Source organism: Streptomyces sp. T12 (assembly GCF_028736035.1).
Lineage (GTDB): Bacteria > Actinomycetota > Actinomycetes > Streptomycetales > Streptomycetaceae > Streptomyces.
On record NZ_CP117866.1, the window covers coordinates 6,854,953 to 6,876,157 of the forward strand.

General features: G+C 67.2%; 26 protein-coding genes. 16 read left to right on the plus strand and 10 right to left on the minus strand.

The genetic code is table 11. The features are described from left to right. Positions 1-2 precede the first annotated feature (2 nt). The gene (locus PBV52_RS31040; protein WP_274242816.1) at positions 3-584 is read left to right on the plus strand and encodes a hypothetical protein; all 582 of its coding nucleotides are present in this window, start codon (positions 3-5) and stop codon (positions 582-584) included. Between the two features lie 8 nt (positions 585-592). After that, positions 593-1,222, plus strand: coding sequence for an OmpA family protein (locus PBV52_RS31045; protein ID WP_274242818.1), 630 nt, complete (start codon positions 593-595; stop codon positions 1,220-1,222). A gap of 45 nt (positions 1,223-1,267) precedes the next feature. On the opposite strand, the gene PBV52_RS31050 is transcribed toward PBV52_RS31045, so the two are convergent. Next, the gene (locus PBV52_RS31050) at positions 1,268-2,314 is read right to left on the minus strand and encodes an LLM class flavin-dependent oxidoreductase (RefSeq protein ID WP_274242820.1); all 1,047 of its coding nucleotides are present in this window, start codon (positions 2,312-2,314) and stop codon (positions 1,268-1,270) included. Between the two features lie 86 nt (positions 2,315-2,400). Here PBV52_RS31050 and PBV52_RS31055 point away from each other — a divergent pair, with 86 nt between their 5' ends. Both PBV52_RS31055 and PBV52_RS31060 read left to right on the plus strand, forming a co-directional pair. Beyond that, on the plus strand, positions 2,401-3,153 hold the full coding sequence (locus tag PBV52_RS31055; protein WP_274242822.1) for a helix-turn-helix transcriptional regulator: 753 nt from the start codon (positions 2,401-2,403) through the stop codon (positions 3,151-3,153). Positions 3,154-3,369: 216 nt separating this feature from the next. Beyond that, positions 3,370-3,663, plus strand: coding sequence for a hypothetical protein (locus PBV52_RS31060; RefSeq protein ID WP_274242824.1), 294 nt, complete (start codon positions 3,370-3,372; stop codon positions 3,661-3,663). A 318-nt stretch (positions 3,664-3,981) separates the two neighbouring features. On the opposite strand, the gene PBV52_RS31065 is transcribed toward PBV52_RS31060, so the two are convergent. Further along, on the minus strand, positions 3,982-4,200 hold the full coding sequence (locus PBV52_RS31065; RefSeq protein WP_274242826.1) for a hypothetical protein: 219 nt from the start codon (positions 4,198-4,200) through the stop codon (positions 3,982-3,984). Positions 4,201-4,223: 23 nt separating this feature from the next. Here PBV52_RS31065 and PBV52_RS31070 point away from each other — a divergent pair, with 23 nt between their 5' ends. Together PBV52_RS31070 and PBV52_RS31075 are read left to right on the plus strand one after the other, a co-directional pair. Next, entirely contained in the window at positions 4,224-4,418 is a 195-nt protein-coding gene (locus PBV52_RS31070; protein ID WP_274242827.1) for a hypothetical protein, read from the plus strand. Continuing rightward, positions 4,415-4,816, plus strand: coding sequence for a DNA-binding protein (locus PBV52_RS31075; protein WP_274242828.1), 402 nt, complete (start codon positions 4,415-4,417; stop codon positions 4,814-4,816). Before PBV52_RS31070 ends, PBV52_RS31075 begins: the two co-directional genes overlap by 4 nt. Positions 4,817-5,200: 384 nt before the next feature. Here PBV52_RS31075 and PBV52_RS31080 read toward each other — a convergent pair whose 3' ends face one another. After that, positions 5,201-5,614, minus strand: coding sequence for an ATP-binding protein (locus PBV52_RS31080; RefSeq protein ID WP_274242829.1), 414 nt, complete (start codon positions 5,612-5,614; stop codon positions 5,201-5,203). A 271-nt stretch (positions 5,615-5,885) separates the two neighbouring features. Here PBV52_RS31080 and PBV52_RS31085 point away from each other — a divergent pair, with 271 nt between their 5' ends. From PBV52_RS31085 to PBV52_RS31095, 3 genes are all read left to right on the plus strand, one after another. Continuing rightward, positions 5,886-6,737: a helix-turn-helix transcriptional regulator gene (locus PBV52_RS31085; RefSeq protein WP_274242830.1), complete on the plus strand. Its 852-nt coding sequence runs from the start codon at positions 5,886-5,888 to the stop codon at positions 6,735-6,737. Between the two features lie 8 nt (positions 6,738-6,745). Beyond that, positions 6,746-6,940 (plus strand): hypothetical protein, encoded by a 195-nt coding sequence (locus tag PBV52_RS31090; RefSeq protein WP_274242831.1) that lies wholly within the window; start codon positions 6,746-6,748, stop codon positions 6,938-6,940. A 435-nt stretch (positions 6,941-7,375) separates the two neighbouring features. Beyond that, positions 7,376-7,903 carry a hypothetical protein gene (locus tag PBV52_RS31095; protein WP_274242832.1) on the plus strand — a complete coding sequence of 176 codons (528 nt, stop codon included), beginning with the start codon at positions 7,376-7,378 and terminating at the stop codon, positions 7,901-7,903. A 317-nt stretch (positions 7,904-8,220) separates the two neighbouring features. On the opposite strand, the gene PBV52_RS31100 is transcribed toward PBV52_RS31095, so the two are convergent. After that, complete coding sequence (locus tag PBV52_RS31100; RefSeq protein WP_274242833.1) at positions 8,221-8,361, minus strand: hypothetical protein; 141 nt, start codon at positions 8,359-8,361, stop codon at positions 8,221-8,223. A 1,403-nt stretch (positions 8,362-9,764) separates the two neighbouring features. Here PBV52_RS31100 and mycP point away from each other — a divergent pair. From mycP to PBV52_RS31125, 5 genes are all read left to right on the plus strand, one after another. Then, complete coding sequence (mycP, locus tag PBV52_RS31105; RefSeq protein ID WP_274242834.1) at positions 9,765-10,982, plus strand: type VII secretion-associated serine protease mycosin; 1,218 nt, start codon at positions 9,765-9,767, stop codon at positions 10,980-10,982. Between the two features lie 146 nt (positions 10,983-11,128). Then, positions 11,129-11,599, plus strand: coding sequence for a hypothetical protein (locus PBV52_RS31110; protein ID WP_274242836.1), 471 nt, complete (start codon positions 11,129-11,131; stop codon positions 11,597-11,599). A gap of 9 nt (positions 11,600-11,608) precedes the next feature. After that, entirely contained in the window at positions 11,609-13,441 is a 1,833-nt protein-coding gene (locus tag PBV52_RS31115; RefSeq protein ID WP_274242837.1) for an alpha/beta hydrolase, read from the plus strand. Positions 13,442-13,557: 116 nt separating this feature from the next. Then, entirely contained in the window at positions 13,558-14,388 is an 831-nt protein-coding gene (locus tag PBV52_RS31120) for a hypothetical protein (protein WP_274242838.1), read from the plus strand. 241 nt (positions 14,389-14,629) lie between these two features. Continuing rightward, positions 14,630-14,770 carry a hypothetical protein gene (locus tag PBV52_RS31125; protein WP_274242839.1) on the plus strand — a complete coding sequence of 47 codons (141 nt, stop codon included), beginning with the start codon at positions 14,630-14,632 and terminating at the stop codon, positions 14,768-14,770. A 184-nt stretch (positions 14,771-14,954) separates the two neighbouring features. Here PBV52_RS31125 and PBV52_RS31130 read toward each other — a convergent pair whose 3' ends face one another. Together PBV52_RS31130 and PBV52_RS31135 are read right to left on the minus strand one after the other, a co-directional pair. Further along, positions 14,955-15,152, minus strand: coding sequence for a hypothetical protein (locus PBV52_RS31130; protein ID WP_274242841.1), 198 nt, complete (start codon positions 15,150-15,152; stop codon positions 14,955-14,957). Next, a complete protein-coding gene (locus tag PBV52_RS31135; RefSeq protein ID WP_274242842.1) occupies positions 15,149-15,394 on the minus strand; it encodes a hypothetical protein in 246 nt (81 codons plus the stop codon). The genes PBV52_RS31130 and PBV52_RS31135 overlap by 4 nt, the downstream gene beginning before the upstream one ends. Positions 15,395-15,723: 329 nt before the next feature. Between PBV52_RS31135 and PBV52_RS31140 the strand changes: the two genes are divergently transcribed. Next, positions 15,724-15,978 (plus strand): hypothetical protein, encoded by a 255-nt coding sequence (locus tag PBV52_RS31140; RefSeq protein WP_274242843.1) that lies wholly within the window; start codon positions 15,724-15,726, stop codon positions 15,976-15,978. Beyond that, a complete protein-coding gene (locus PBV52_RS31145; protein ID WP_274242844.1) occupies positions 15,975-16,352 on the plus strand; it encodes a hypothetical protein in 378 nt (125 codons plus the stop codon). The genes PBV52_RS31140 and PBV52_RS31145 overlap by 4 nt, the downstream gene beginning before the upstream one ends. Positions 16,353-16,557: 205 nt before the next feature. Here PBV52_RS31145 and PBV52_RS31150 read toward each other — a convergent pair whose 3' ends face one another. From PBV52_RS31150 to PBV52_RS31165, 4 genes are all read right to left on the minus strand, one after another. After that, on the minus strand, positions 16,558-17,760 hold the full coding sequence (locus PBV52_RS31150; RefSeq protein ID WP_274242846.1) for a hypothetical protein: 1,203 nt from the start codon (positions 17,758-17,760) through the stop codon (positions 16,558-16,560). Continuing rightward, positions 17,757-18,896: a hypothetical protein gene (locus PBV52_RS31155; RefSeq protein WP_274242847.1), complete on the minus strand. Its 1,140-nt coding sequence runs from the start codon at positions 18,894-18,896 to the stop codon at positions 17,757-17,759. The genes PBV52_RS31150 and PBV52_RS31155 overlap by 4 nt, the downstream gene beginning before the upstream one ends. Before the next feature lie 362 nt (positions 18,897-19,258). Next, positions 19,259-19,891 (minus strand): hypothetical protein, encoded by a 633-nt coding sequence (locus PBV52_RS31160; RefSeq protein ID WP_274242848.1) that lies wholly within the window; start codon positions 19,889-19,891, stop codon positions 19,259-19,261. Between the two features lie 396 nt (positions 19,892-20,287). After that, complete coding sequence (locus PBV52_RS31165) at positions 20,288-21,013, minus strand: glycoside hydrolase family 16 protein (RefSeq protein WP_274242849.1); 726 nt, start codon at positions 21,011-21,013, stop codon at positions 20,288-20,290. Between the last annotated feature and the right edge of the window lie 192 nt (positions 21,014-21,205).

The following is a 21,205-nucleotide window of genomic DNA, read 5'->3' on the forward strand; positions in this document are numbered from 1 at the left end:
GCATGAGCATTCGGTTCACGACGAAGGCCCACAGGGGGATGGTCGCGCTGACCGTTGCGGCTGGTCTGGCCCTCGGCGTGGTCGGCTGCGGCGGTGGGGGGGAGGACGACAAGAAGCCGCAGGCTTCGGCGTCCGCTCCCACAAACCGTGGATCCGAGCCGAGTGCCCAGGAGGGACAGGCGGACGAGCCCCTGGCGGAGCTGAAGGGTTCGGACGGACTGCTCCTCCAGATCACCTCTGCCCAGCGGGATTCCGGCGGCTTCATCACCGTGAACGGCAACCTCAAGAACGACGGGGCCAAGAGCACCTCGGTTCCGTCCGCCCTGAGCGGCAATGAGACCGAGATCATCAGGAATGGCAGGTCGCTCGGCGGTGCCACACTCGTCGACTCGAAAAGCAAGAAGCGGTACTACGTCCTGCGGGACACGGATGGCCGTCCGCTGACCACCACGGGTTTCTCGACTCTCAAGGCCGGGGAGAGCCTGGCCGTGTTCATGCAGTTCCCATCTCCGCCCACGGACACTGCCGAGGTCACCTTCCAACTGCCGACCTTCGCCGCCGCCTCCATCCAGATCTCCGGATGAGGCCCCCCATGACCCGCACCCCACGCCTCACCCTGACCCTCACCGCCGCCACAGTCATGCTCGCCGCCAACATCCTCGGCGCCACAACAGCCGACGCGGCCGACGACCCCGGCGTCCCGCCCGGTACCGAAGCGACCGCCGCCGCCCCCGTCGAAGTGGACGCGAACGACCCCGACCTCAAACTCCCCGAGGGCGCGACCCTCGCAGAGCCCAAGGTTCTGGACATCAAGCAGGTCGTCGAGGACCAGGCCGGCGAGGAGCGTCGGGAAGACACCAACACGGACGTGAAGTTCGCCCTCCAGGCGGAGGTCCTCTTCCCCAAGGACAGCGCGAAGCTGACCGGCGAGGCGAAGGCACGCATCTCGTCGATCGCCGAGGAGATCAAGAACCAGAACGCCACAAGGATCCGGGTCTTCGGCTTCACCGACAACCTCGGCTCCTCGGCCCACGGCGACGTCCTGTCCAGGAAGCGCGCCAACGCCGTACAGGGAGTCCTGGAATCGGCGCTGAACGACTCCACGGTCACGTACGAGGTGCGGGGCTACGGCGAGCAGTACCCCATCTCCTCGAACGCGACGGAGGCGGGCCGCAAGAAGAACCGAAGGGTGGAGGTCTCCTTCCCGCGCTCGGAGAGCTGACCGGGACGCTGACCGGAGCACTGCGGAATCAGACGGCGGGACCACTCAGGGCCGATCCGAAGGAACCGTGTCGGCAGCGTCAGAGCCTTCCGTGCCTGAGTCTCCCGCGTCCGGAGTGAGCGCGCCTGCCGAGGACGAGGCGTGAACCGCCGATGCCCGGAGATCGGGGATCAGGGCGGCGACGCGCTGGAGTTGGTCGTGCTGTGAGCGGAGGTCGAGGGCGGCGAGGCGGATGACGAGATGGCGCGCGCCGGCGGCGACGTACCGGCCGAGGCCGTCGAGAACCTGCTCGGCGGAGCCGGTGACGACCGCCTGGATCTTCTCCAGTTCCTCCAACGGCATGCCGTAGGCGGCCCGTGCGTAGTCGTCGAGCGCCCGGCGGCCGTTCTCGACGCCGTCGTCAACCCGTACGGACACGAACAGGGCCGGGGTGACGTCGTCGGCGGGGCGCCCAGCCTCGGCCGCCGCCTTCCGTACGTCCAGCAGACCGGACTCGTAGTCGGCCGGGTCGGGCGGGTAGGGGAGCCAGCCGTCGTACAGCCGGCCGGTGCGGGCCAGCGCGGCCGGGGACGCGCCGCCGAGCCAGATCGGCGGGCCGCCCGCGCGGAAGGGCAGGGTCACGGGTGGGATGCGGTCGAACCGGAGGATCTCGCCGTGGAAGGAGGTGGCGCCGGTCCACAGACCACGCCAGAGCGCGACAGTCTCGTCAAGCCGGGCGAAGCGGCGCTCCCACGGCACCTCGGACAGTGTGTAGAAGGGCCGTCCGAAACGTCCGGGGAAACCGGCGCCGACCGCCACGGTGAGCCGGCCGCCGGACAGCAGGTCGATCGACGCCAGCGACTGCGCGACCTGGATCGGGCGTCGTAGAAACGCCAGCAGCGCACCGGTCCCCAGCGTCACGCGCTCGGTCGCGGGGGCGAGCGCGGCCAGCATCGTGAGCGCCTCGATACGCGGGCTGATCAGGGAGTCGTTGACGAAGAGAGAAGAGAAGCCCGACCGTTCGGCCCGGACGCCGAAGGCGATCAGGTCCCGGGGGTCGTCGTCCGCGCCCCACTGGGCTTTTCCGGTCGGGAGGAGTACGCCGATGTCCATGTCCCAGAGGCTTCCGTCCGGCGATGGTGCCCACAATTCCCTCCGGGGAATGGCCGGACCTCCGCCCCAGCCGTTACAACAGGCCTGTGGACTTCCCGACCGCGCTCCGTGAACGCCGTACCCGCCGCCGTCTCAGCCAGCTCGACCTGGCGCTGCGGGCCGGTACCACCCAGCGGCACCTCAGTTTCATCGAGTCCGGCAGGTCCACCCCCGGCCGGAACCTGGTCGTACGCCTGGCCGAGTCGTTGGAACTGCCGTTGCGGGAGCGCAATGAGCTGCTGCTGGCCGCCGGATACGCGCCCGTCTATCCGGAGAACGCCCTCGACGATCCGGTCCTGGCCCCTGTACGTGCGGCGATGGACCACATCCTTCATGGGCACCTTCCTTATCCCGCGCTCGTCGTGGACCGGAACGGTGATCTGATCGCCGCCAATAAGGCACTCGACGTGATCACCGAGGGTGCGGCCCCCGAACTGGTCGGCCCCGGGACGAACGTGTACCGCCTCGCCCTCCATCCCCACGGAATGGCACCCCGCATCCGTAACCTCGCCGAATGGGCGCGTCACATCCTGGCGCGCCTGGACCACCAGGAAGAGCTGCGTGCCGAACTCTCCCAATACGTCCCCGAGTTGGAGCGGTCCGCCGGTGCTCTCGGCTTCGCGGTCCCGCTCCACCTGGAGACGTCGCGCGGTGAGCTGCACCTGATGACGACCGTGACGACGTTCGCCACCGCGATCGACGTGACCCTCACCGAGCTGAAACTGGAGGCGTTCCTCCCGGTGGACCCGGCAACCGCCGAGGCGCTGCAGGCGGCCGCCGACGGAGGTCCCGGCCGGTAGCGGCACGGCCGGAGACCCGCGATGCCACCGGGTCAGCCTCCGGGACACATCGGCGCAGCCTGAGGGGCCCGTGTCCGCCGGCTCGATGCCGTCGGGGCAGTTGTTGTGATCGGGGCAGTTGTTGTAGCCGACAGGCCGGTCAGCCGGTCGACCCGCGCTCGGCGGAGGTCGATCCGATGCGGCGCATGGTGCGCCCGGAGTGGAAGGATCGGTGCCATGGGCACCGAGAAGGGCTGGGTGTACCGGGTCGACGAGCCGCACGGCTCGCAGGGCTGGCGCCCCTACGGCGGCCATCCCGAGCGGTGGCGGGGGACCGTCGTCACCGACAACCCCGAAGAGTCCGCCGAGTACGTCGCCGCCCTCGTCGTCACCGACCTGGTGACCGAGTGGGAGGTGCGCGGCACCAAGCAGAGGCACGTGCGTGTGATCGTCTGGGAGGACGAGGAAGGCGACGGCCCCGAGGACGCGGCCTTCACCGTGGAGATCCGGCCCGACATGGACGCAGGGTGACCGATCCGGCCGTGGAGGGACAGGGGTGGCGCTCTTCGGTTCCGCGGAGCGTGGGCGTGGGCGTGGGCGTGGGCGTGGCAAAGCCTTCGCGCCGAGGTCAGGCTCGTGCGAAGGCTCTGAGGGCAAAAAACAGTCCCCGGTAGTGCTGCGCGTGTCCTGAAGCCTCAGTCGTCACTGCTGCCTCGGTGTCGCGCCGGCTTGCCGGGGGCTTGAACCACATCCTGTCCAAGTCACTCCGCCGACCTAGACGTCCTCATCGGCTTTGTGGCACTTCGGTGTTGTGGTCTAGTAATCACTTTGCGCAATAAATGCCCAGAGTCAATAGGTTTTGGGTAAATTTTTTTGGCGCCCAGTGGATGAAGGTGCAGGCTTCTCGCGGCGTGGATCGAAGCCCTCGAAGGCCTCGAAGGCCTCGAAGGCCTCGAAGGCCGAGGTGCACGAGCTGCCGATCAGTGGGCTCAGGTCCTCTACCGGCGCATGGGCCTGAGTCACAGCTTGCTGCGACAGCATCGCCATCGGCGGCACCACCGTCGACACCGACGGACAGTCCGCCTGCTGACGTGAGGAAGCTCACCGACAACGTCTCCGGTTATGTCGCCGCAGCGGTGGCGCGTCAGCTGCGGCACCAGCTGCTCGGCGCCGACCTGCAGCGTCACCAGGAGGAACACGGGGCCTTCACCGAGGAGGAGCTGGCGGAGGCCCGCTCCAGGATCTTCGGGACGCCGGACGCCGGCGGGTCGGTGAGCGCTACGTGAACGAGCGCGTCGAAACCGTCGTTCTGGATTCCCAGGGACTTTCCGCCTGGATCGCGCAGGACCGCAAGATCCTTGCGATGTTCCAGGTGTTCCACGCCATGGGCGCGGATTTCGTCATCGGAGCCAACATCATCGTGGAAGTCAGCCACGGGCGGGTGAACATGCCTCGGCTGCGGTGGGCTCTCTCACGCGTCAAGGTCGAGCCGGTGACGGAGCAGGCAGCGAGGGCGTCCGCGGAACTGCTCAAGGCCGCAGGTCTGCACGGCCACAAGTACGCGATCGACGCGACTGTCGCTGAGGTGGCACTGCGCCAGCCGGGTCCGGTGGCCATACTGACGTCCGACGTCGATGACATGGCCCGGCTGTGCGGTGACCGTGTCCGACTCATCGGCATCTGAGCAGGGAAGCGCCGTTTCCTGTACGCCGGTCCCGAAGAGGTGCGGCGGATCGAGGTGAACCGTCGCCGGTCGGCCGAGGTCGGCCGAGGTCGGGCTAGCGGGCCTCGCCCGCCGTCGGCGAGCGGCATGGCCGGCGCGCGGGGCGGCCATGCCGCCGGTGGCCATCACCATCCCGTACCTGTCCCTGATCTCCGATGACGCACCATGGGTGCGACGGGATGGCCGAGGAGACCACCTCCCGCGGCTGAGTGCACCTCGCCGCAGAGGGTCGCGGCGGCCGCGCGGTCGGCGTCCCGCCGTATGGGCCACGCTGTTACAGGAGGGGCGCGGCCCGCGTTTCTGGGTTTCGGGGCACATCGGGCCGCCGACCATCTCCTGGTGGCCTTACTCCCGTACGCCGGACAGTTCGAACCACACCACCTTCCATCCGGGCGCGTGCGAGTGGCTGATCACCGGGTAGCGGCCCCAAGCGTCCGCCAGGGCTTCCACCAGGTAGAGGCCGCGACCGAAGTCCTGGTCCGGGGTGCAGGGCAAGGGGGCGGGGAGTTCTGGGTGGTTGTCCATGACTCCGATGCGTACGGTGCTGCCGCGGGAACGGAGTCTGACGGTGACCGGGCCGTCCGAGTGTTTCACGGAGTTGGAGACGAGCTCCGAGGTCAACAGTTCGGCGGTGTAGGTGAGTTCGGGCGTGTGGGCGTAACCGAGCAGGGCCGTGCGGACGGTGCGGCGGGCGATCGAGAGTGCTCGCGGGTCGTTGGGGAGCTTGAGGTGGCACTCCCAGGACCGAGGGTCGGACATGCGGAGTCTCCGTTCCGGGTGGGGGTGGGGGTGGGGCGGGTTCGGTTGGGTTCAGTTGGTGAACGGCAGTTGGCGACCTGTCTCCCTGGCGCGGCCCACCCCACCCAGGGAGGAGGGTGCGGGCAGGCTCGCGCGATGCGCTTCCAACTGCCGTGGGTAGCCGTCGCGTTACCGAATGTAGAGACCGCGGAGTCACGGTGTCCACCGAGATGGAGATAATTACCCCCTGAATGCTTGGACGTGCCTGCCCTTGCCCAGGCAGACTGTCGCCATGTCAACCAGAACCACTCCGACGGAACGGCAGAAGCGCCTGGGTGCCGAGCTGCGCAAGATGCGCCTGGCGGCAGGCGCCACCACGGAGTACGCGGCAGGCCTCCTGGGGATCGACAGGACGCGGCTGTCCAACATGGAGTCGGGTATCCGCCCCTTCTCACCGGAACGCATCCGCACCTTGGCCTGCAACTATGCGTGCACGGACGAGACTTACGTTGACGCCCTGGTGGCCATAGCGGCTGGAAAGGTACGCGGGTGGTGGGAGCATCACCGAGGAACGCTGCCCTCAGGGCTCCTGGATATCGCCGAGTTGGAGTGGCATGCGGCCCGCGTCCGGACCGCTCAGGTCATGCACGCCCCCGGCCTGCTCCAGACCGAGGAGTACGCCCGCGCCGTCTTCGCTGCCGTACTGCCACCGCTAAGCCGACTGGAGGTCGAGCTGCGCGTAGCGCACCGCATGGAGCGCCAACAGGTTTTCGAACGGTCGGAACCGCTCCCGTACATCGCCTACGTCCATGAAGCAGCCCTGCGTATGCCCTACGGCGGCAGGGAAGCGACCCGGGAGCAGCTCAAGCATCTGGCCGTCCAGTCTGAACGAGAGAACATTGAAGTCCGTGTGATCTCCACCCTCAAAGGCGGGTTCCCCGGCGCGGGACACGCGCTGCTCTATGCGGACGGGGCTGTGCCTCAACTGGACACCGTGCAACTGGACTCGGCGCACGGGCCGGAATTCACTCATGCCGAGGCCCAGCTCACGAAGTACCGTGCGCATCTGGACTGGATGGACGACGCGGCGATGAGTTCGGAAGCATCGCGTGACGTTATCCACAAGATCGCCCGTGAGCTGTAGGAGACGTCATGACTAGTCGCATCACCTGGGAAGAGCCATTCTGCGGTGAAGGCAACAACTGCTTCCGCCTCGGCACCGACCCCGACGGCAACGCCTACATCGCCATAGCCGGCGCCGAGGACACCTACCTCACGGACACCCGCGAAGCCCTCCGCGCGCTCATCCTCGACATCAAAGCAGGGAAGGCGGACCACCTGCTCTGAGGTGTTGCCCCGGTCGCGCTGCCCCCTTGAGGGGGCGCGGGCATTCGCATCGTGAAACCTGAGGCTGACTGGGATGCGATGCTCCGACTGGGAAGTAAACAGTGCCCCTTCGGCTACTCGCCCGTTCCTCGAGCCACGGTATGAGATACCTCCAGGTGCCCCTGTCAGGCGATCGCCCCATAGGCGCTCTTTTCGGCCATCGGTAGCGCTGACGGCGCGAGCGACTGTCACGATTTCGTGACGTTCAGTTGCGACCGACTGTGCCCAACTTGCCCACTTGTGCGTTTACTTGCGCGCGCAAAGAAGGTAGGCGAATTGTCAGTACCCGTAGCTAAAGTGAAACCTGACGCTTTGGCTAACGGGGAGGACGCTGTGGCGGAGGACGTGCCGATCGACGCACCTGTGGCGGACCCAGCCGCATGGGCGGAGGGTGCATTGGGGGGACCAGTCGCATCGTGGGGCGCAGAGGCGTTCGGCGTCGGGGGAGGCCTCCAGGCAGCCGTTTCGGCTGTTGGTGACGTCATCACCGAGTTGCAGTCCTTCACGAAGTTCCGAGACCGCATCGACGCGCTCCTGCGTGACCTGCGGGAAGGACCCGCAGGCCCGAAGCAGGTGGGACAGGACACGGTGTCGCGGGCCAACTTCGGTGGAGGATCCGACGGTTGGGCCGAGGCAACCAACCTCTTTGGCTCGTACGAGACGGTGATCTCGGAGTTGGAGAAGCTCTCCAAGCTCCTGACCGACTCCATCGAGGGCATGAGCATCGCGGTCCTGGCCTCGCACAAGGGCTACGAGAACGTGGACGCGGACGTCCGCCAGCGCATGCTGGCGATCAGCAAGGACACGACCGAGCACTACGGCGGCACCTACGAGCCGCCGGTTCCGGGTGGGCCAGGTGGGGAGACCACGAAGCCGGGCGGCACCGCGGGCAGCGGCGACACGTCCGGCGCATCGGGCTTCTGATGATGACGGCCGGTCACGCAACACGGGGACACACACGGGGATAAGCGGGGAGTCGAGATGGGCGACAAAGGCGGGGGCGGCGGCAAGACGCCGTTCGAGGGCATGAGCCACGAGGGCATGCTCGCCTGGCTGGATCAGGCCGATCCCAACGCGGTGATCTTCGCCGCGGCCAAGCTCTTGCGGGTGGGCGCAGAGATCAAGAAGGCCGGCGAGGAGCTGAAGACGCGCCCGCAGTGGGTGAGTTGGAAGGGGGAAGGAGCCGACGCGTTCCGCACCTGGAGCGGAGACCTGGCGAACGCGACGCTGCGCTTGGCCGACTACAGCGAAGGCGCGTCGAAGTGGCTCCAGGAGGCCGCCGGCACGATCGCGAGCGTCCAGGCCTCGATCCCCCGGGACACGAAGTACGGCCAGTCCACCCTGAGCAAGGCGCAGGCGAACCTGGACGCAGCGAAGGCCACGCCCAAGGACCCTGATTCGGCTTCCGTCTCCCGTGACTCCACCAGGGACATTCAGGCGGTCATGGCCAAGCGGGAGTCGGAGCGGCAAGAGGCTGCTCGGCAGATGAAGAAGCTAGGGGAGTCCTACACGCTGTCTGCGGAGCAGATGGACGGGTTGGAGAAGCCGGTGTTTCCGCCGCCGCCTGCGGTTGTGATGCCGGATGGCAGCTTTGACGAGATGAGCGAGGATCTCGCACGGCAGGGTGCTGCCGATGGCGCGGCTGCGTCCGGCACGAGTGGAGCGGCCAGGCCTGGCGAGCAGGCCGGTGGTTCAACGAGCCAGGGGCATGGAGGGAGCAAGCCGGTTGGAGCTCCCGAGTCTTCCGTCGATGCTCCTGGAATCCCCGCCGGAGGAGCTGTGCGTCCACAGGCGCCCACGGCGATGGAGATCGACAGTGTTGCCACCCTGCCCGCAACACCGGCTACCCCGTCGGGGCCGCCAAGTGGCCCGCCGATGGCAGGAGGGCGGCCAGAAGGAACTCCGCCGATGCCTTCCGGAGTGGTACCCCCGTCGGGGGGAGGTGTACAGAGGCCGACCAGCCCCTCGACAGGAACAAGCCGCCCCTCCACGGGGCTCCGGCCCCCGGTGAGCCCTGGCCAGACTCCGATCGGCACGAGGCCTACCCCCCAGCGGCCCGCAGAGGGAGGAGGCATCACGGGTGGTAGGCCCGTACCGTCGGCTCCCGGGCGAGCCACTGGCGGCATCCCCCGCGGCACAGTGATCGGCGGTGAGGGCATCCACGGCCGTGGCCCAGCGGGGCAACCCGTCGGCACAGGACGACCGGGGGGTGTCCAGGGTGGTACGGGAAGTGGCCGACGCATCGCCGGACAGCCCGAAGGCATTGTTGGTGGTCGCCCGCAGGGTCCGGGCGGTGCGCATGTCCGTCCCATCAGTACTGGCGGCTCAACCCCTGCACGTGGTGCGGCTCCCTCCACACCTGGCGGTGGAACCGGGGGGCGTCGCTCCGCCCCGGAAACTGGAGGCATCGTCGGCGGCCGTCCCCAGCAGGCTGGGACGGGGAGCTCGCGCCCCTTCACCCCGGGCGGCTCTGGAGCGGTACACGGTGTTTCGGGCGGCAGCGGGAGTCCTGCAAGTCCTGCAGGTCAGGGCGGCACGCGCGGTGGTCCCTCGGCCTCGGGCGCGGTGCGCCGGACAGGCGAGCCGCAGCACGGTGCCGGACCGGTTGGGCGTGGTGGATCGGTGGTCCCGCCGGGCTCTCGCTCGACGGAATCACGTCGTGAGGATCGGCAGAGCGAGCGTCCCGACTACCTCACCGAGGATGAAGAGACCTGGAGACAGGGTGTCCGTCGCGCGACACCCCCTGTTGTCGACTGAATTCATTAGGACCGCAAGAGGAATGCCGATGCCCACCAGCAACATGCAGCGTGTCGCTCACAGAACTCTGCTGCCGGGAGTACTAGCGGTCCTGTTGGTATGCACCGCCACCGCGCCGTCCCACGCGGAGTCCATCCGTTCCCAGCAGTGGCATCTGACCGCCATGAAGGCGGAGGAGATGTGGAAGATCACCAAGGGCGAGGGGGTCACAGTCGCAGTCATCGACAGCGGGGTCGACGACCAGAACCCTGACCTCCGCGGCCGAGTATTGGAGGGGAAGGACTTCGCGCCAGCCACCAAGGGCGATCAGCACACTGACTATCGGGGCCACGGAACGGGCATGGCTGGATTGATTGCCGGAACCGGGGAAAGCGGGGGAGGCGACGGGGCTTTCGGCCTCGCCCCTGGGGCAAAGATTCTGCCCATCCGAGTACATGAGAACGCATCCGCATTCCCCAAGGCAATCCGGTATGCCGCCGACGCAGGGGCCAAGGTCATCAATATTTCCATGGGGTCGGAGGTAGAGACCCCGGGAGGGCCCTGGCAGGCAGAGAGCGATGCTGTGAAGTATGCCCTGGATAAGGGGGCCCTGATCTTCGCAGCCGTCGGCAATAACGGCGACTCATCTCTCTCGTACCCCGCTGCCACTCCAGGGATCGTCGGAATAGGAGCGATCGGCCAAGACCTCCGCAAAACCTCCGCGTCACAGTACGGCCCCCAAGTCGACCTGGCGGCGCCGGGCATCGACATGGTCCACGCATGTGGTGGCAAGACGGAGCTGTGCAAGAGCAGTGGCACGAGTGACGCCACCGCCCTCGCCTCCGCCAGCGCGGCCCTCATCTGGTCGAAGCACCCTGACTGGACCAACAACCAGGTCCTCAGGGTCATGCTCAACACCGCAGCCGGCCCCACAAGCGGCGCCAAGCGAAACGACTACATCGGCTACGGAGTTGTGCGTCCCCGGATCGCCCTGAAGACCCCCGGCGATCCCGGCCCAGCCGACGAATACCCTCTGCCCGATCTTGCCGCCGCAGAGCCCATGTCTCCGTCTCCGAAGGCCTCTGAGTCCGCTGGGACCAAGAACGAGGAGGACAAGCAGTCCGCCGCCGTCCCCGCACACGACGATGACAGCGACTCGGCTCTCTGGATCACGCTGGGCGTAGGTGCTGCCGCTCTGCTGGGTGCCGCAATCGCCATCCCTGTAGTGCGCGCCCGGCGCCGCAACACGACGTCCATCGCTCACTGAGTACGGATACTCAGACGCGCTGGTGGCAGATACGGATGGGGCACGTGATGCCGTGGCACTACCGTACTTCGCGACCACCGCAGCGTCGCGGTCGCACGTTCACAACCGTTCGACGGCATTCGATGAGACACGGGGAGGGACCACGCATGGCGTGGGACGAATGGGAGCAGCTCAAGGCCGCGGTGGCCGAGCGGCACGCCGCACAGATGCAGCTCAACCAGTTGCCGGCCGATCAGGGAGGCAGCAGTACAAGCGGTGTCTACGGTCCTCCCTCTGGCAAGTTGAGATCGGACAGGGCCGCGTGGTCCAAGGCGGGGAAGGACGTTGGCGCACTGCGCGGGAACATCGGCAAGGCGCTGGCGAAGCTTGAGGACGGGCAGAAGGGACTCGGTGATGCTTCCGGGAGCCTGACTGCTGCCGCCCAGCGGGACGTCTATGACTCCTGGGAGCGGTACGTCAAGGACGTGAGCAGGCGATGCGATGCGCTGGCGGGAGTGTTCGAGAAGGTGGGCAACGACCAAATGAGGACCGATGAGGCGGTCAAGGCTGAGATCGCCACGCTGAAGGTCCAGTTCGAGGACACGCCCGTAGTCGGCGGCCAGGCCGAGGGGCAGTGACAAGGAGCCATGGACCTCGCAACCCTCAGTGCGCTGAAGCCGTCGGAGTTCTCGGATGCGGCCGACGGATATCGCAGTACGAGTGACATGGCCAGCACGGCCAAGGACCGTATCGAGCACCAGATCACAGTGGCCATGCGTCAGGCCAACGAGGGCGAGGCTGCGACAGCGGGGATGAAGCAGCTGCGGGACCTGGCTGAGAACTTCCACTACACCCAGGTGGAGTGCGGCCTGGTCGCCGCGGCGCTCAACGGGTTCGCGTACGACTTGGAAGCGGCCAAGAAGAAGCTGGACGCGGCGGTCGAGGGCGCCCAAGCCGAGAAGTTCACTGTGAACCCCGACGGCTCGATCACCTACCCGGCCAGCGGCGAGCAGGTCGACGGCAAGGTTCCCCAAGGCGGCACCGTGAGCAGCCTGCCAGACGGTACAGCTGCTGCGATTGGCCACCAGGCTGCAAACGTAGACCCCAACCCCAATCACCGCCGAGCGCTGGACTACGTCGACCTCATCGCTGATGCCCTCCAGCAGGCTACGGAGGCCGACGAGAAGTGGGCGCCGAAGCTGCGGGCCCTGAAGGCCGACGACGACCTGACCGTCTCCGACCGGGACTGGTCAGACGTGAAGAAGGACACCGCTGGTGTCCTCAAGGGAGCCGAGGACTACCTGGACTCGATCAAGGAACCGCCCAAGCACGGGACTCCCGAGGACAACGCTCAGTGGTGGAAGAGCCTCACCGACGAGCAGCGGGCGGATTACATAGCTGTGCATCCTGATTCGATCGGGTGGATGGACGGGCTTCCTGCCGCTGTACGTGACGAGGCGAACAGAACGGTTCTTGCGGAGGCCCGTGGCGTCGCGCAGGGCGAGTTGAACGCCTGGATGGCGAAGGAGCCCAAGCCGGCTTACTACGAGCGCGAAATCATCAACGCCCAGACGGGTGAGCGGTGGACTGCAAAGATTCCGACGGAGGAATGGAGGGAGTGGGAAAAGAAACGGAAAGAACTTCAGAGTCCAATCGACGCTATGGACGCGATCCAGGACCGATACGACAACTATGCTGGTGACGAGAGTACCCGGCCTTATCTCCTCGGGTTCGACAACAAGAAGCTCGGGCATGTCGTCATGTCCATCGGAAACCCCGACACCGCTGACAACGTAGTGACATATGTTCCGGGAACCGGGACCAAGCTGATCAGTATTGATGGCGACATCTCAAGGGCTGAGCTTCTTCAGGACCAAGCAACAATTGCGGACCCTCTGCATTCGACAGCATCGATAATGTGGCTTGGTTACGACGCTCCGCAGAGTCTTATGGGCGACGCGACTGACGCCAAGTGGGCCGACAATGCACGTGAGCCTTTGAACAGTTTCCTGACCGGCCTTGACACGGCCCATCGCGGAGGCCATGCGAATTCAACAATCATGGGCCACAGCTACGGCACTCTTGTGGCCGGCGAGACGATGCGTGATCACCCAGACCTGCCCGTAGACAACGCGATTCTGGTAGGAAGTCCGGGCGTAGGGGTCAACCACGCCAAGGACCTGAACATCCCCGCAGATCATGTCTGGGCTGCCACGGCGAAGAACGATCTCGTCAACGTGGCTCCACCGCCCGCAGGCATGCTGGCGCCGCTGAATCCGAAGGCATACATGCGCCTCTTCGACGACCACTCGATCATGTACGGTAACGATCCGACGTCCGACGAATTTGGTGGGCGGACTTTCAGGGTTGCTGACGGTAAATTCCCCGGCGCGGATGGCTTCATGCCCGCTCACTCCCAGTACTGGGAAGGTGATTCCCTGGCTGATATGGCGAAGATCGCAACCGGAGGAACTCCGTGAAACTGAACCGAATGATGGCGGTCATTACCTCGTTGTGTGTAGCAGCCGCAGTCACGGCTTGCGGAACCCAACAGAACGGCAGTGGGAATAAGGCAACGGAATCCAAGCAGGCCACCATGGACGAGCAGAAGGCAACCCAACGCGCAGAGGAAATCGTTCACCAGGCAGTGGACGGTATGTCACCCAAGCCGACGCTCAAGCGTACCGGTCTTCGCCCCTTGGGGACGTGCGTCGCCCGAGACGACCACGGCCCTGACGATCGAGTGCAGTTCCGACTCACGTATCAGCTGACCGGAGTTCCAGGCAGCAAGGCCAAGACATTGGTACGGCAAGCACGGGACGCATGGGTGAAAGTTGGCTACAAGTTCCAGTCGTCAGATGCTGACTGGTCCGATCCCTTTCCCTCAGTGGGCATGCGTACCGAACCGGATGACTTCTGGATGACCGCCCTTACCGGGGTCGTGAACCGGGCCGAAGGCGAGGGGCTCGCAGCCATCTCCGTGACTTCTCCCTGCTTTGCTCCCAGCGGCGGGTCCGCTGCCGACCCTGCAGCCCTCCAGCGCACGCAGGCCGACGAGCACGCCGAGCATCGAGCCCTCGACCACTCCAGCCGGATTTATGACGCTCTCCAAGCGCGGCACGCCACAGCACAGCAGGGCGACGGGCTCAGCACCTATCAGGACTCCGAAGGCGCCTATGTCCACCACGCATGGTCGACTCAGCCGCTTACGGAAGAGGAGACGGTCCGGGTGATGGCACGTGCGCAGACCTACTTCGAGAGCGCGGGCTGGACCGTGCGTCATGTTCCAACCGAGGCCGGCATTCCCGCGATCGTCGCTCGTAATGCCAAGGACGAGAGTGTGGCCCAAGTCGCACCGTCGACTATCGGCGCGGTGCGGGTCGCAGTGACGACACCTTCTATGCCTGAGGATTCCGCGATGGTTTGAGTTTGTCCCCTGGCCGAAAGTAACCGCGCACCGGGGGTCGTAGCAAACGGGGGAACAGGGAGGGTGAGCGTCGTGCCGTGTGTTTCGGCGATGTTCGGGGCGGTGGGGCTCGGCTGCGGGGCCGTAGGGACCGTAACACCGCGAAGCTCCACGAGGCTGCAACGGTCCATGAGCGGGCCGACTCCTCAGCCTGACAAGCTGGACGACGGCCAAGTGCTCCGACGGCCGTGCCCTGTTCACCATGCACGTCGCTGCCGAGCGGGACGACAACCCCAAGAACACCGTGAGCAATCCGGGTTTCGCTTACGAACGCGCCGCGCTCAGGGCGTTCGCCGAGCGTTCGGCCAAAGCCCACGGCTGTTCTGCACCCGTGACGCCTTGACGACGCCGCTGCCGACCATGGAGCTCCGGGCCGTGCTGCCTTACTGCCGCGCCCACACCGCCACCCTGCCCGCGATGCGGGTTCGGCAGGGGATGCGGACGCGCCCGCGCCAGTGCCATGGCGCGGGTTCAGAATTGGGTGGCACCGCACGCGAAACGGACGGGAGACACGAGAGCAATGCGGATCAGGCCGGGCTCGGGCGGCGGGGCGTCGTAGACGTATGCAACGGTGAGAGCCGGGCGCGTCGGCCCAGCGTCGGGTTCTTCTCCAGTTCGGCGCGCAGCGCCTCGACGGCTTCGAGAGCTCCTGCACCGATGGCATGGCAGCGGGCGCGCGCCTCTTGCGTGATCTCGGCGATGACCTGGTGCGGCCTGTCGGTCACTGGGGCGCCCCTCGGGCCGCGTTGATCTCGGCGACAGCCGTGGTGATGGCGGTGTCGAAGCCGGGATCCTGGCGAGCGATGATCCGGCCCCGGAACTCTTCGACCAGGCGGACGATGCCGGTGAGGTCGGCTGGGTCGGCGTGGTTGATCTCGCGGGCCAGCTCGGCCTCGAAGTCGTCGGCATCTCCGGGGAAGCCGTAGCCCATGGTGAGGGCGGCGCGGAGTTCGCCGATGGTACGCATCGGAGGCAGGTGGGGCTGCCCGGAGTCTGCCGGATGTGTGGTCATGACGGTCGTGCCCGTTCGTGGTCCCGGTTTCGCGGTACCCGGGCGTGCTGTGCGGTGCTTCGCCTCGCCCGTTCTTCTGTCCGGACGGGAGCTCGTCCGTGGAGGAGTCCCGGGCGATCATGGTGAGCGGGCGGAGCGGCGAGTGGTCCCACCCCCGCCCGTGACGTAGACGTGTACGTATGCGTGTACGTCAGCTGCTACGGTGAGTCGTGACGAGACGCGTCTCTGTCGATCGACCGTGGCTGATCGACACCCGTCTCACCGAGCAGAAGGGATCCACTCCCATGTCGGACGCCACCATCCGAGCCCGGTCCCAGACACGGGACAGACTTGCCGCCGTCGCCGAGTCCGAAGGGCTGAGCCTGCGGGCGTGGCTCGACCGGCTGGCCGAAACCGTCAAGACGCCTGCCGAGCGCGCTGAGGAGGCGGAGCGCACACGGCAGATCCTCATGGGGTGGAGCGGTTACGATCCGGCCGTGCCCGATCCGGAAGCCGACGCGCTGCTGGCCCACCGTATCGCGGAGACCGACGCCGCGTGAACGATCTGCACATCGTCCTGGACACCGGCACGCTGGTAGCCCTGCGCGGCAATCCGCTGGTGTCCCGGCTGGTCTACCAGGCCACTAGCGGCACCGGAACACGCCTGTACGCGGCTGCCTGCGCACTGGTGGAGGCCGACCGGCGATATCCGGGGCTGGCTGAGCATGTCGCGCAGCTTCCGGCCGTGGACATCGTCCCTCTGGACTTGCCCGCCGCCCTCACCCTGACCGGTGCCGACGGGTGGGGGCAGCCGCACACCGAGCATGTCGCCACGCCGTCGGCGGAACGCCCCCGTGGTGCTGTGGTGGCGACCGTGACCCCCGAGGAGTGGAAGGGGCGTCCGGTGCGGCTGCTCTCGCTGACACCGGACTGATGGCGAGTCGTCTCCACGGAGTTGGCGTACCGGCCGCAGGTGTTGCACGTCTGGGAGATGTGTAACACCGCGCGCCCTGCGTCACCTGTCTGTCCTGGACATCGTCTGGCTCGGCTAGCCACCCACGACAACGCCACGCCCCCGGCATTCGGGCTGCTGGGGGCGTGGCGTTTCGCATCGTTACGGCACTGCGGCCGGGCAGGAGTCAGCGGCCCCCGCCCGGACCCGGCAGTTTCAGCTTCAGCGGGCCGCAGCCGAGGCGGGCGGCCTCGGCCTCGACGTAGCGAGGGAAGAGGGTGCGCAGGTCCGCGCTCATCCCGCCGTCGTTGGCCTGTACGAGGAACACCGTCGCGCCCGCCTGGCAACGGGCCCGGAAGACGCCCAGGTTGGGGCCTAGGCCGCCGTAGCCGACGGCGGAGTGCACCCGGTCGCCCTCGTCGAGCGTCATCCCCGTGAAGATCGCGGCCAGCCGCGGGTCCTCGACGGTCATCATGCGCTGCTTCCACCGCGAGCCCGTGATGTCGCGGTCGCAGGTGCGCACCGGGCCGTGCCCGTCGGTGATCATGGGGTACTGGTTCGGCTTGCGCTTCTTGCCCAGGGTCAGCCCCTTGATGCCGCAGAGCGCGTCCGGCTTCTCCGTGCGGGTGTAGCGGGCGGCCTTCGGCAGGCGTTCGACCGGATCGGCGATCGTGCCGGTGCAGCCCAGGTCCGCGCTGACCTTGTTGACGAGCTTCACGACCATGCGGGCCATCGCGTCCCGCTCCTTGGTACGCGGCTCCATGTCGCTGATCCAGCTGCCCTGGGCGATGTCCACGACGGCCGGACCGTCGAACTCGTCGGAGCGGCCCAGACAGCCGTCCGGGATGGCAAGCCAGGCGCGGCTGTCCGAGGCCATGCCCAGGAGGCCGCCGCCGAGCGGGGTGAGGCGGGCGGAGAGGAACTCATCAGCCCACTTGCCGTCGTCACCGGCCCGGTCGTCAAGCCGGTGCACCCGGGCGGTGAGCGCCCATTCGTCACCGTCGCTGTTCGTCAACTGGCAACTGCCGACGGGGCCGTCCATAGAGCGCGCACCGTGCAGCACGGGCGCCTCGACCGCCTGGACGTTCTCCGGCTCGCGGAATATCGGGGCGAGGTCGTCGCGGGACAGCGCGCCCCAGCACACCTCGTCGGGCGCGAACGGCCCGGCCTGCGTCTGCCAGGCTGTGCCGCCGACGCCGAGCAGCACCCCGGCGAGACCTGCGGCCAGCAGCGGCCGGACCTGGCCACGCAGCAGGTGGCGCCAGTGCCAACGCTGGCGGCGTCGGCGCCACCGCTCCCGGCGCAGGCGCCGATGCCGCTCGCTGAGCGACTCCCGGTCTGCGGGCAGGGACTGGTCGTAGCGGTTCGGCTGGTCCGCGGTGCTGCTCACCGGGCGGCTCCCTTGGGGGCGATGGGGGCGCAGCCCAGGCGGGCTGCGGCCGCGTTGGTGAAGGTGGCGAGGTAGCCGGGGTCGGTGGAGGCGCCCATGAGGAAGGTGGTGGGCCGGCCGGCGCAGTCGGCTCGTACGATCGCGTGGTTCTCGCCGATGGTGCCCGTGCCTCGCCAGCCGGGGGCCGCGGGGCGTTCGCCCGGGATGCCGTCGAACACTGCGGCCAGCCGGGGCTGCGCGACCATCGCCAGCTCCAGGTACGGCACGCCGTCGCCACGGACGCTGCACGTCTGCAGGTCGCGGGTGACCGCGCCGGTCTGGTCCGCGATGTCCTCCATGCCGAGGCGCAGGCCGCGGATGCCGCAGGCGTCGTCAGAGGTGCTGAAGATGCGCTCCGGATTGCCCGGCAGGTCGTAGACCGGCGAGCTGACCCTCAGCGGCTCGTCCGGCGCGCAACCGGCCGCCGCCATCCCACGGTTGGCCGCCGCGACGAGCAGCACCGCCGCCTCACGGGCGCCGCCCAGACCGGCCGGATCGTTCTGGCTGTACGAGGGGCCGCTGGTGTACATGCCGGACGCGCGCATGGTGACGACGGTCGGCCGGCCGTCCTGCGTATCGCAGGCCTTCGGAAGCACCAGCAGGCCACCACGCCCGTTCACCGTGCCCGGCAGGCCGTCCGGGAGCGGGACCATGTCGCCGCCCAGGAAATCGTCCTGGACCATCGCCAGCCGGGCCTCCGCGGCCTTGGGGACCGGGCCGTACTCAACGGACACCTGCTGGCGGATGGAGACCTTGTCGCCGTCGTAACTGCTCTTGTAGTCGCTGGCGATGGCGACCTCGCAGCTGCCGGTCGGGCGCTCGCGGGTGGGTGCCGTCTCTGTGCCGGTGCGTGACCCGTCGTCATCGTCGCCGAAGGCCGCGTCGCCGAGGAACTCCGGGCCGCTGTCCTCCTCCCATGCGCCCCAGCAGTAGCGGTCCTTCGGCCACGGCCAGGTGTCCGCCGCCCACGTGCCGAGCCCGGTGCCCGCAAGCGCGAGCACCAGCGCGGATATCAGCGACAACCGGCCGCGCCTGCTGTGCGGCAGTGCTCGGCGCAACCGACCGGACGCCGCGGGCGCCTCGTCTGTCTCACTCACCCCGTGATCCCCTCCGGCGCAGGCAGCCCTCGCGAACCGGTCCCCCACGTGCGCCGTTCCCGTAACCACACACTCAACCGCGGGCCCACCACACAGCGCTTCCCCTGCACGTCGGTGTGGGCACCAACGGATCTTGGCCAGCAGTCTATTCATGTGTTGACAGCCGCGAAGGGGGCGCCCGCTTCAGACACCGAACCTTCGCCAGGGCGCGATCGGCCCGCTCCTTGATCTGCTCGGGAGTCAGAGTCTGAGCAGCTATCCATGCGGGCCCGCTCGGGGCGGCAGCTACGCCAGTGCATTGCCCGGGCGGTATAGGCGTACACGGCCTGCAGCCGCCAGCGCCCGCTCACGGTGCCGTGGTGTCAGCGGCCGGCATCGTCCCGGTCGCCGCAGGATGTGGCCTGCTTGAACTTGGGTGTGTCCGAGCCAAGAGAGATCCACGTCCGCGGCTTGACCTCGTGATCCGGCTTTGGCTTGGGCACGTGTCTGCTGTTCTCTGTGCCTTCCGCGTGGGCGAGGTTCCTGCTGTCACGCACCCAGTCCACACCTTCGCGATCGGTGAATGTCACGTGCCGCACGACGATCTCCGCGGTCAAGAGGCCATGGGGATGCTCGGCAAGTTCCTCCACCCACCAAGGATCCGTCTCAAAGATCGCTTCACTGCACGGAGGCATGCTCCGCAACTCCCGGAAGTAGTAGCCGCGTTGGATATGGACCACTTCCTCCTTGTCGTTCTGTTCGTACACATCGACGTAGTAGGCCACGGTGACTTCTGTTACCGGGTCCGGCGACCGATTCATGACGTGCACGCTGGAAACTTTTCCCCCCGGGCTGGAAAGGTCCTCCTCGTTGCCGATCCAGAAGGCTAAGTGCGCCGCCTGATCGCGGGCATCACGTTCGGCGTCCTCCTGTGACTGCTGCAACTGGCCCTGCGAGACTCGGGCGCCGTAGTACGTGGCGATGCCCGTGAACAGCAGGGTTCCGATACCTGCCACGATCCCGGCGGCCGTTCCCCACTTCGTCCAGTCGACGCGGCTCCACCACCGCCGGGGCGGTGGCTCGCCTTCCTCACGTACGCGTCCTCGTACGCGGTCCGGTGCAGGTCGCTGCCGCGCGAGTCGTAATCGGTCTTGCCGCTGTGGGCCATTGACCATTGCTCCCCCGTCGCCTCATTGCAGGAAGAGACGCGCAACCGCCGGATTGGCTACCCGAACCTGCCTACCCGCTGCGCCTCCGTCCGTACCCTGCCCCGTGCGGGGCGCCGGCGGTCAACGGCCCGATCAGCGTCCACAAGTCGTCGTTCACGATCTACGGCCGAGTGCCGGGACACCTCACCAAGATCCTGTTACGAGCTCTTAGGCAATCCAAGTTCGGCTCCTGAAGCGGAACCCTTACGGATAGTAGGGGGTGTACGTGATCGAGGAGACCTTCAGGTACCTCGCGCCGTCTGCTGTGGCCCATGTCGAGTCGTTGGGGTTGCCCGGCCAGTCGCCGCCGACGGCGGTGTTGACGATGAAGCGCATCCCGACACCCGGGGCAGTGGTGTACCACTTGGTGCCGGTGATGGTGCCGTCCACGGCGAAGTCGATGTGATCGGGCCACCACGTGAACGAATACTTGTGGTACGCGTTGGTCCAGCCCGCGGAATTTGTCTTCGAGAACTGGGTCTGGGCGTTGTTGGGGTCGTGGAAGGTCTGGTAGACGGTGTTCGGGTTCTGGCCGACGATTTCGGCGGCGTCGAACTCGGGCAGCCACGGATTCAGGTAGGCCGCCCATACCGCAGGCAGGAGGCCCTGGCCGTTGGGCATGTTCGCGGTGAAGCTGTAAGTGCCGTAGCCGTAGAGTGCCTTGGACTCCACGCGGCCCGAGTAGTAAGTGCTGCCCGACTTGTAGGTCTTGATGACGAGGGTGCTGCCCTCGTACCAGACACAGTTGGGGGTGTAGGTCTCCAGCTCGTTGTTGGCGGTCCACCGTCCGCTGATGGTGTTCCACGAGTTGACGGTCTGGGGGGCTCCCCAGGATGCCGCGTGGGCTGGCGGCTGTCCCAGGAGAAGCAGTGACAGCGCCGCCAGGGCGCCGACTATCAGGCGTCCCGGCCTGAGAAGTGCAGATGACATCGCGGTTCCATTGCTCGGACGAAATGGGGGGTGGGAGCGGTCCCACGCTCCTTTTATCGCCGGACTGTAGGAGTCCGTTCAATGTTTGACAAGATGCGTGGCGCGGATTGTTTCCTGGCTTCTGGAGTTGAAGACACCAGGTGTCGCACCCCGGCTTGATCACAACTGGATACAGGCCCTTGTACCGGGGCA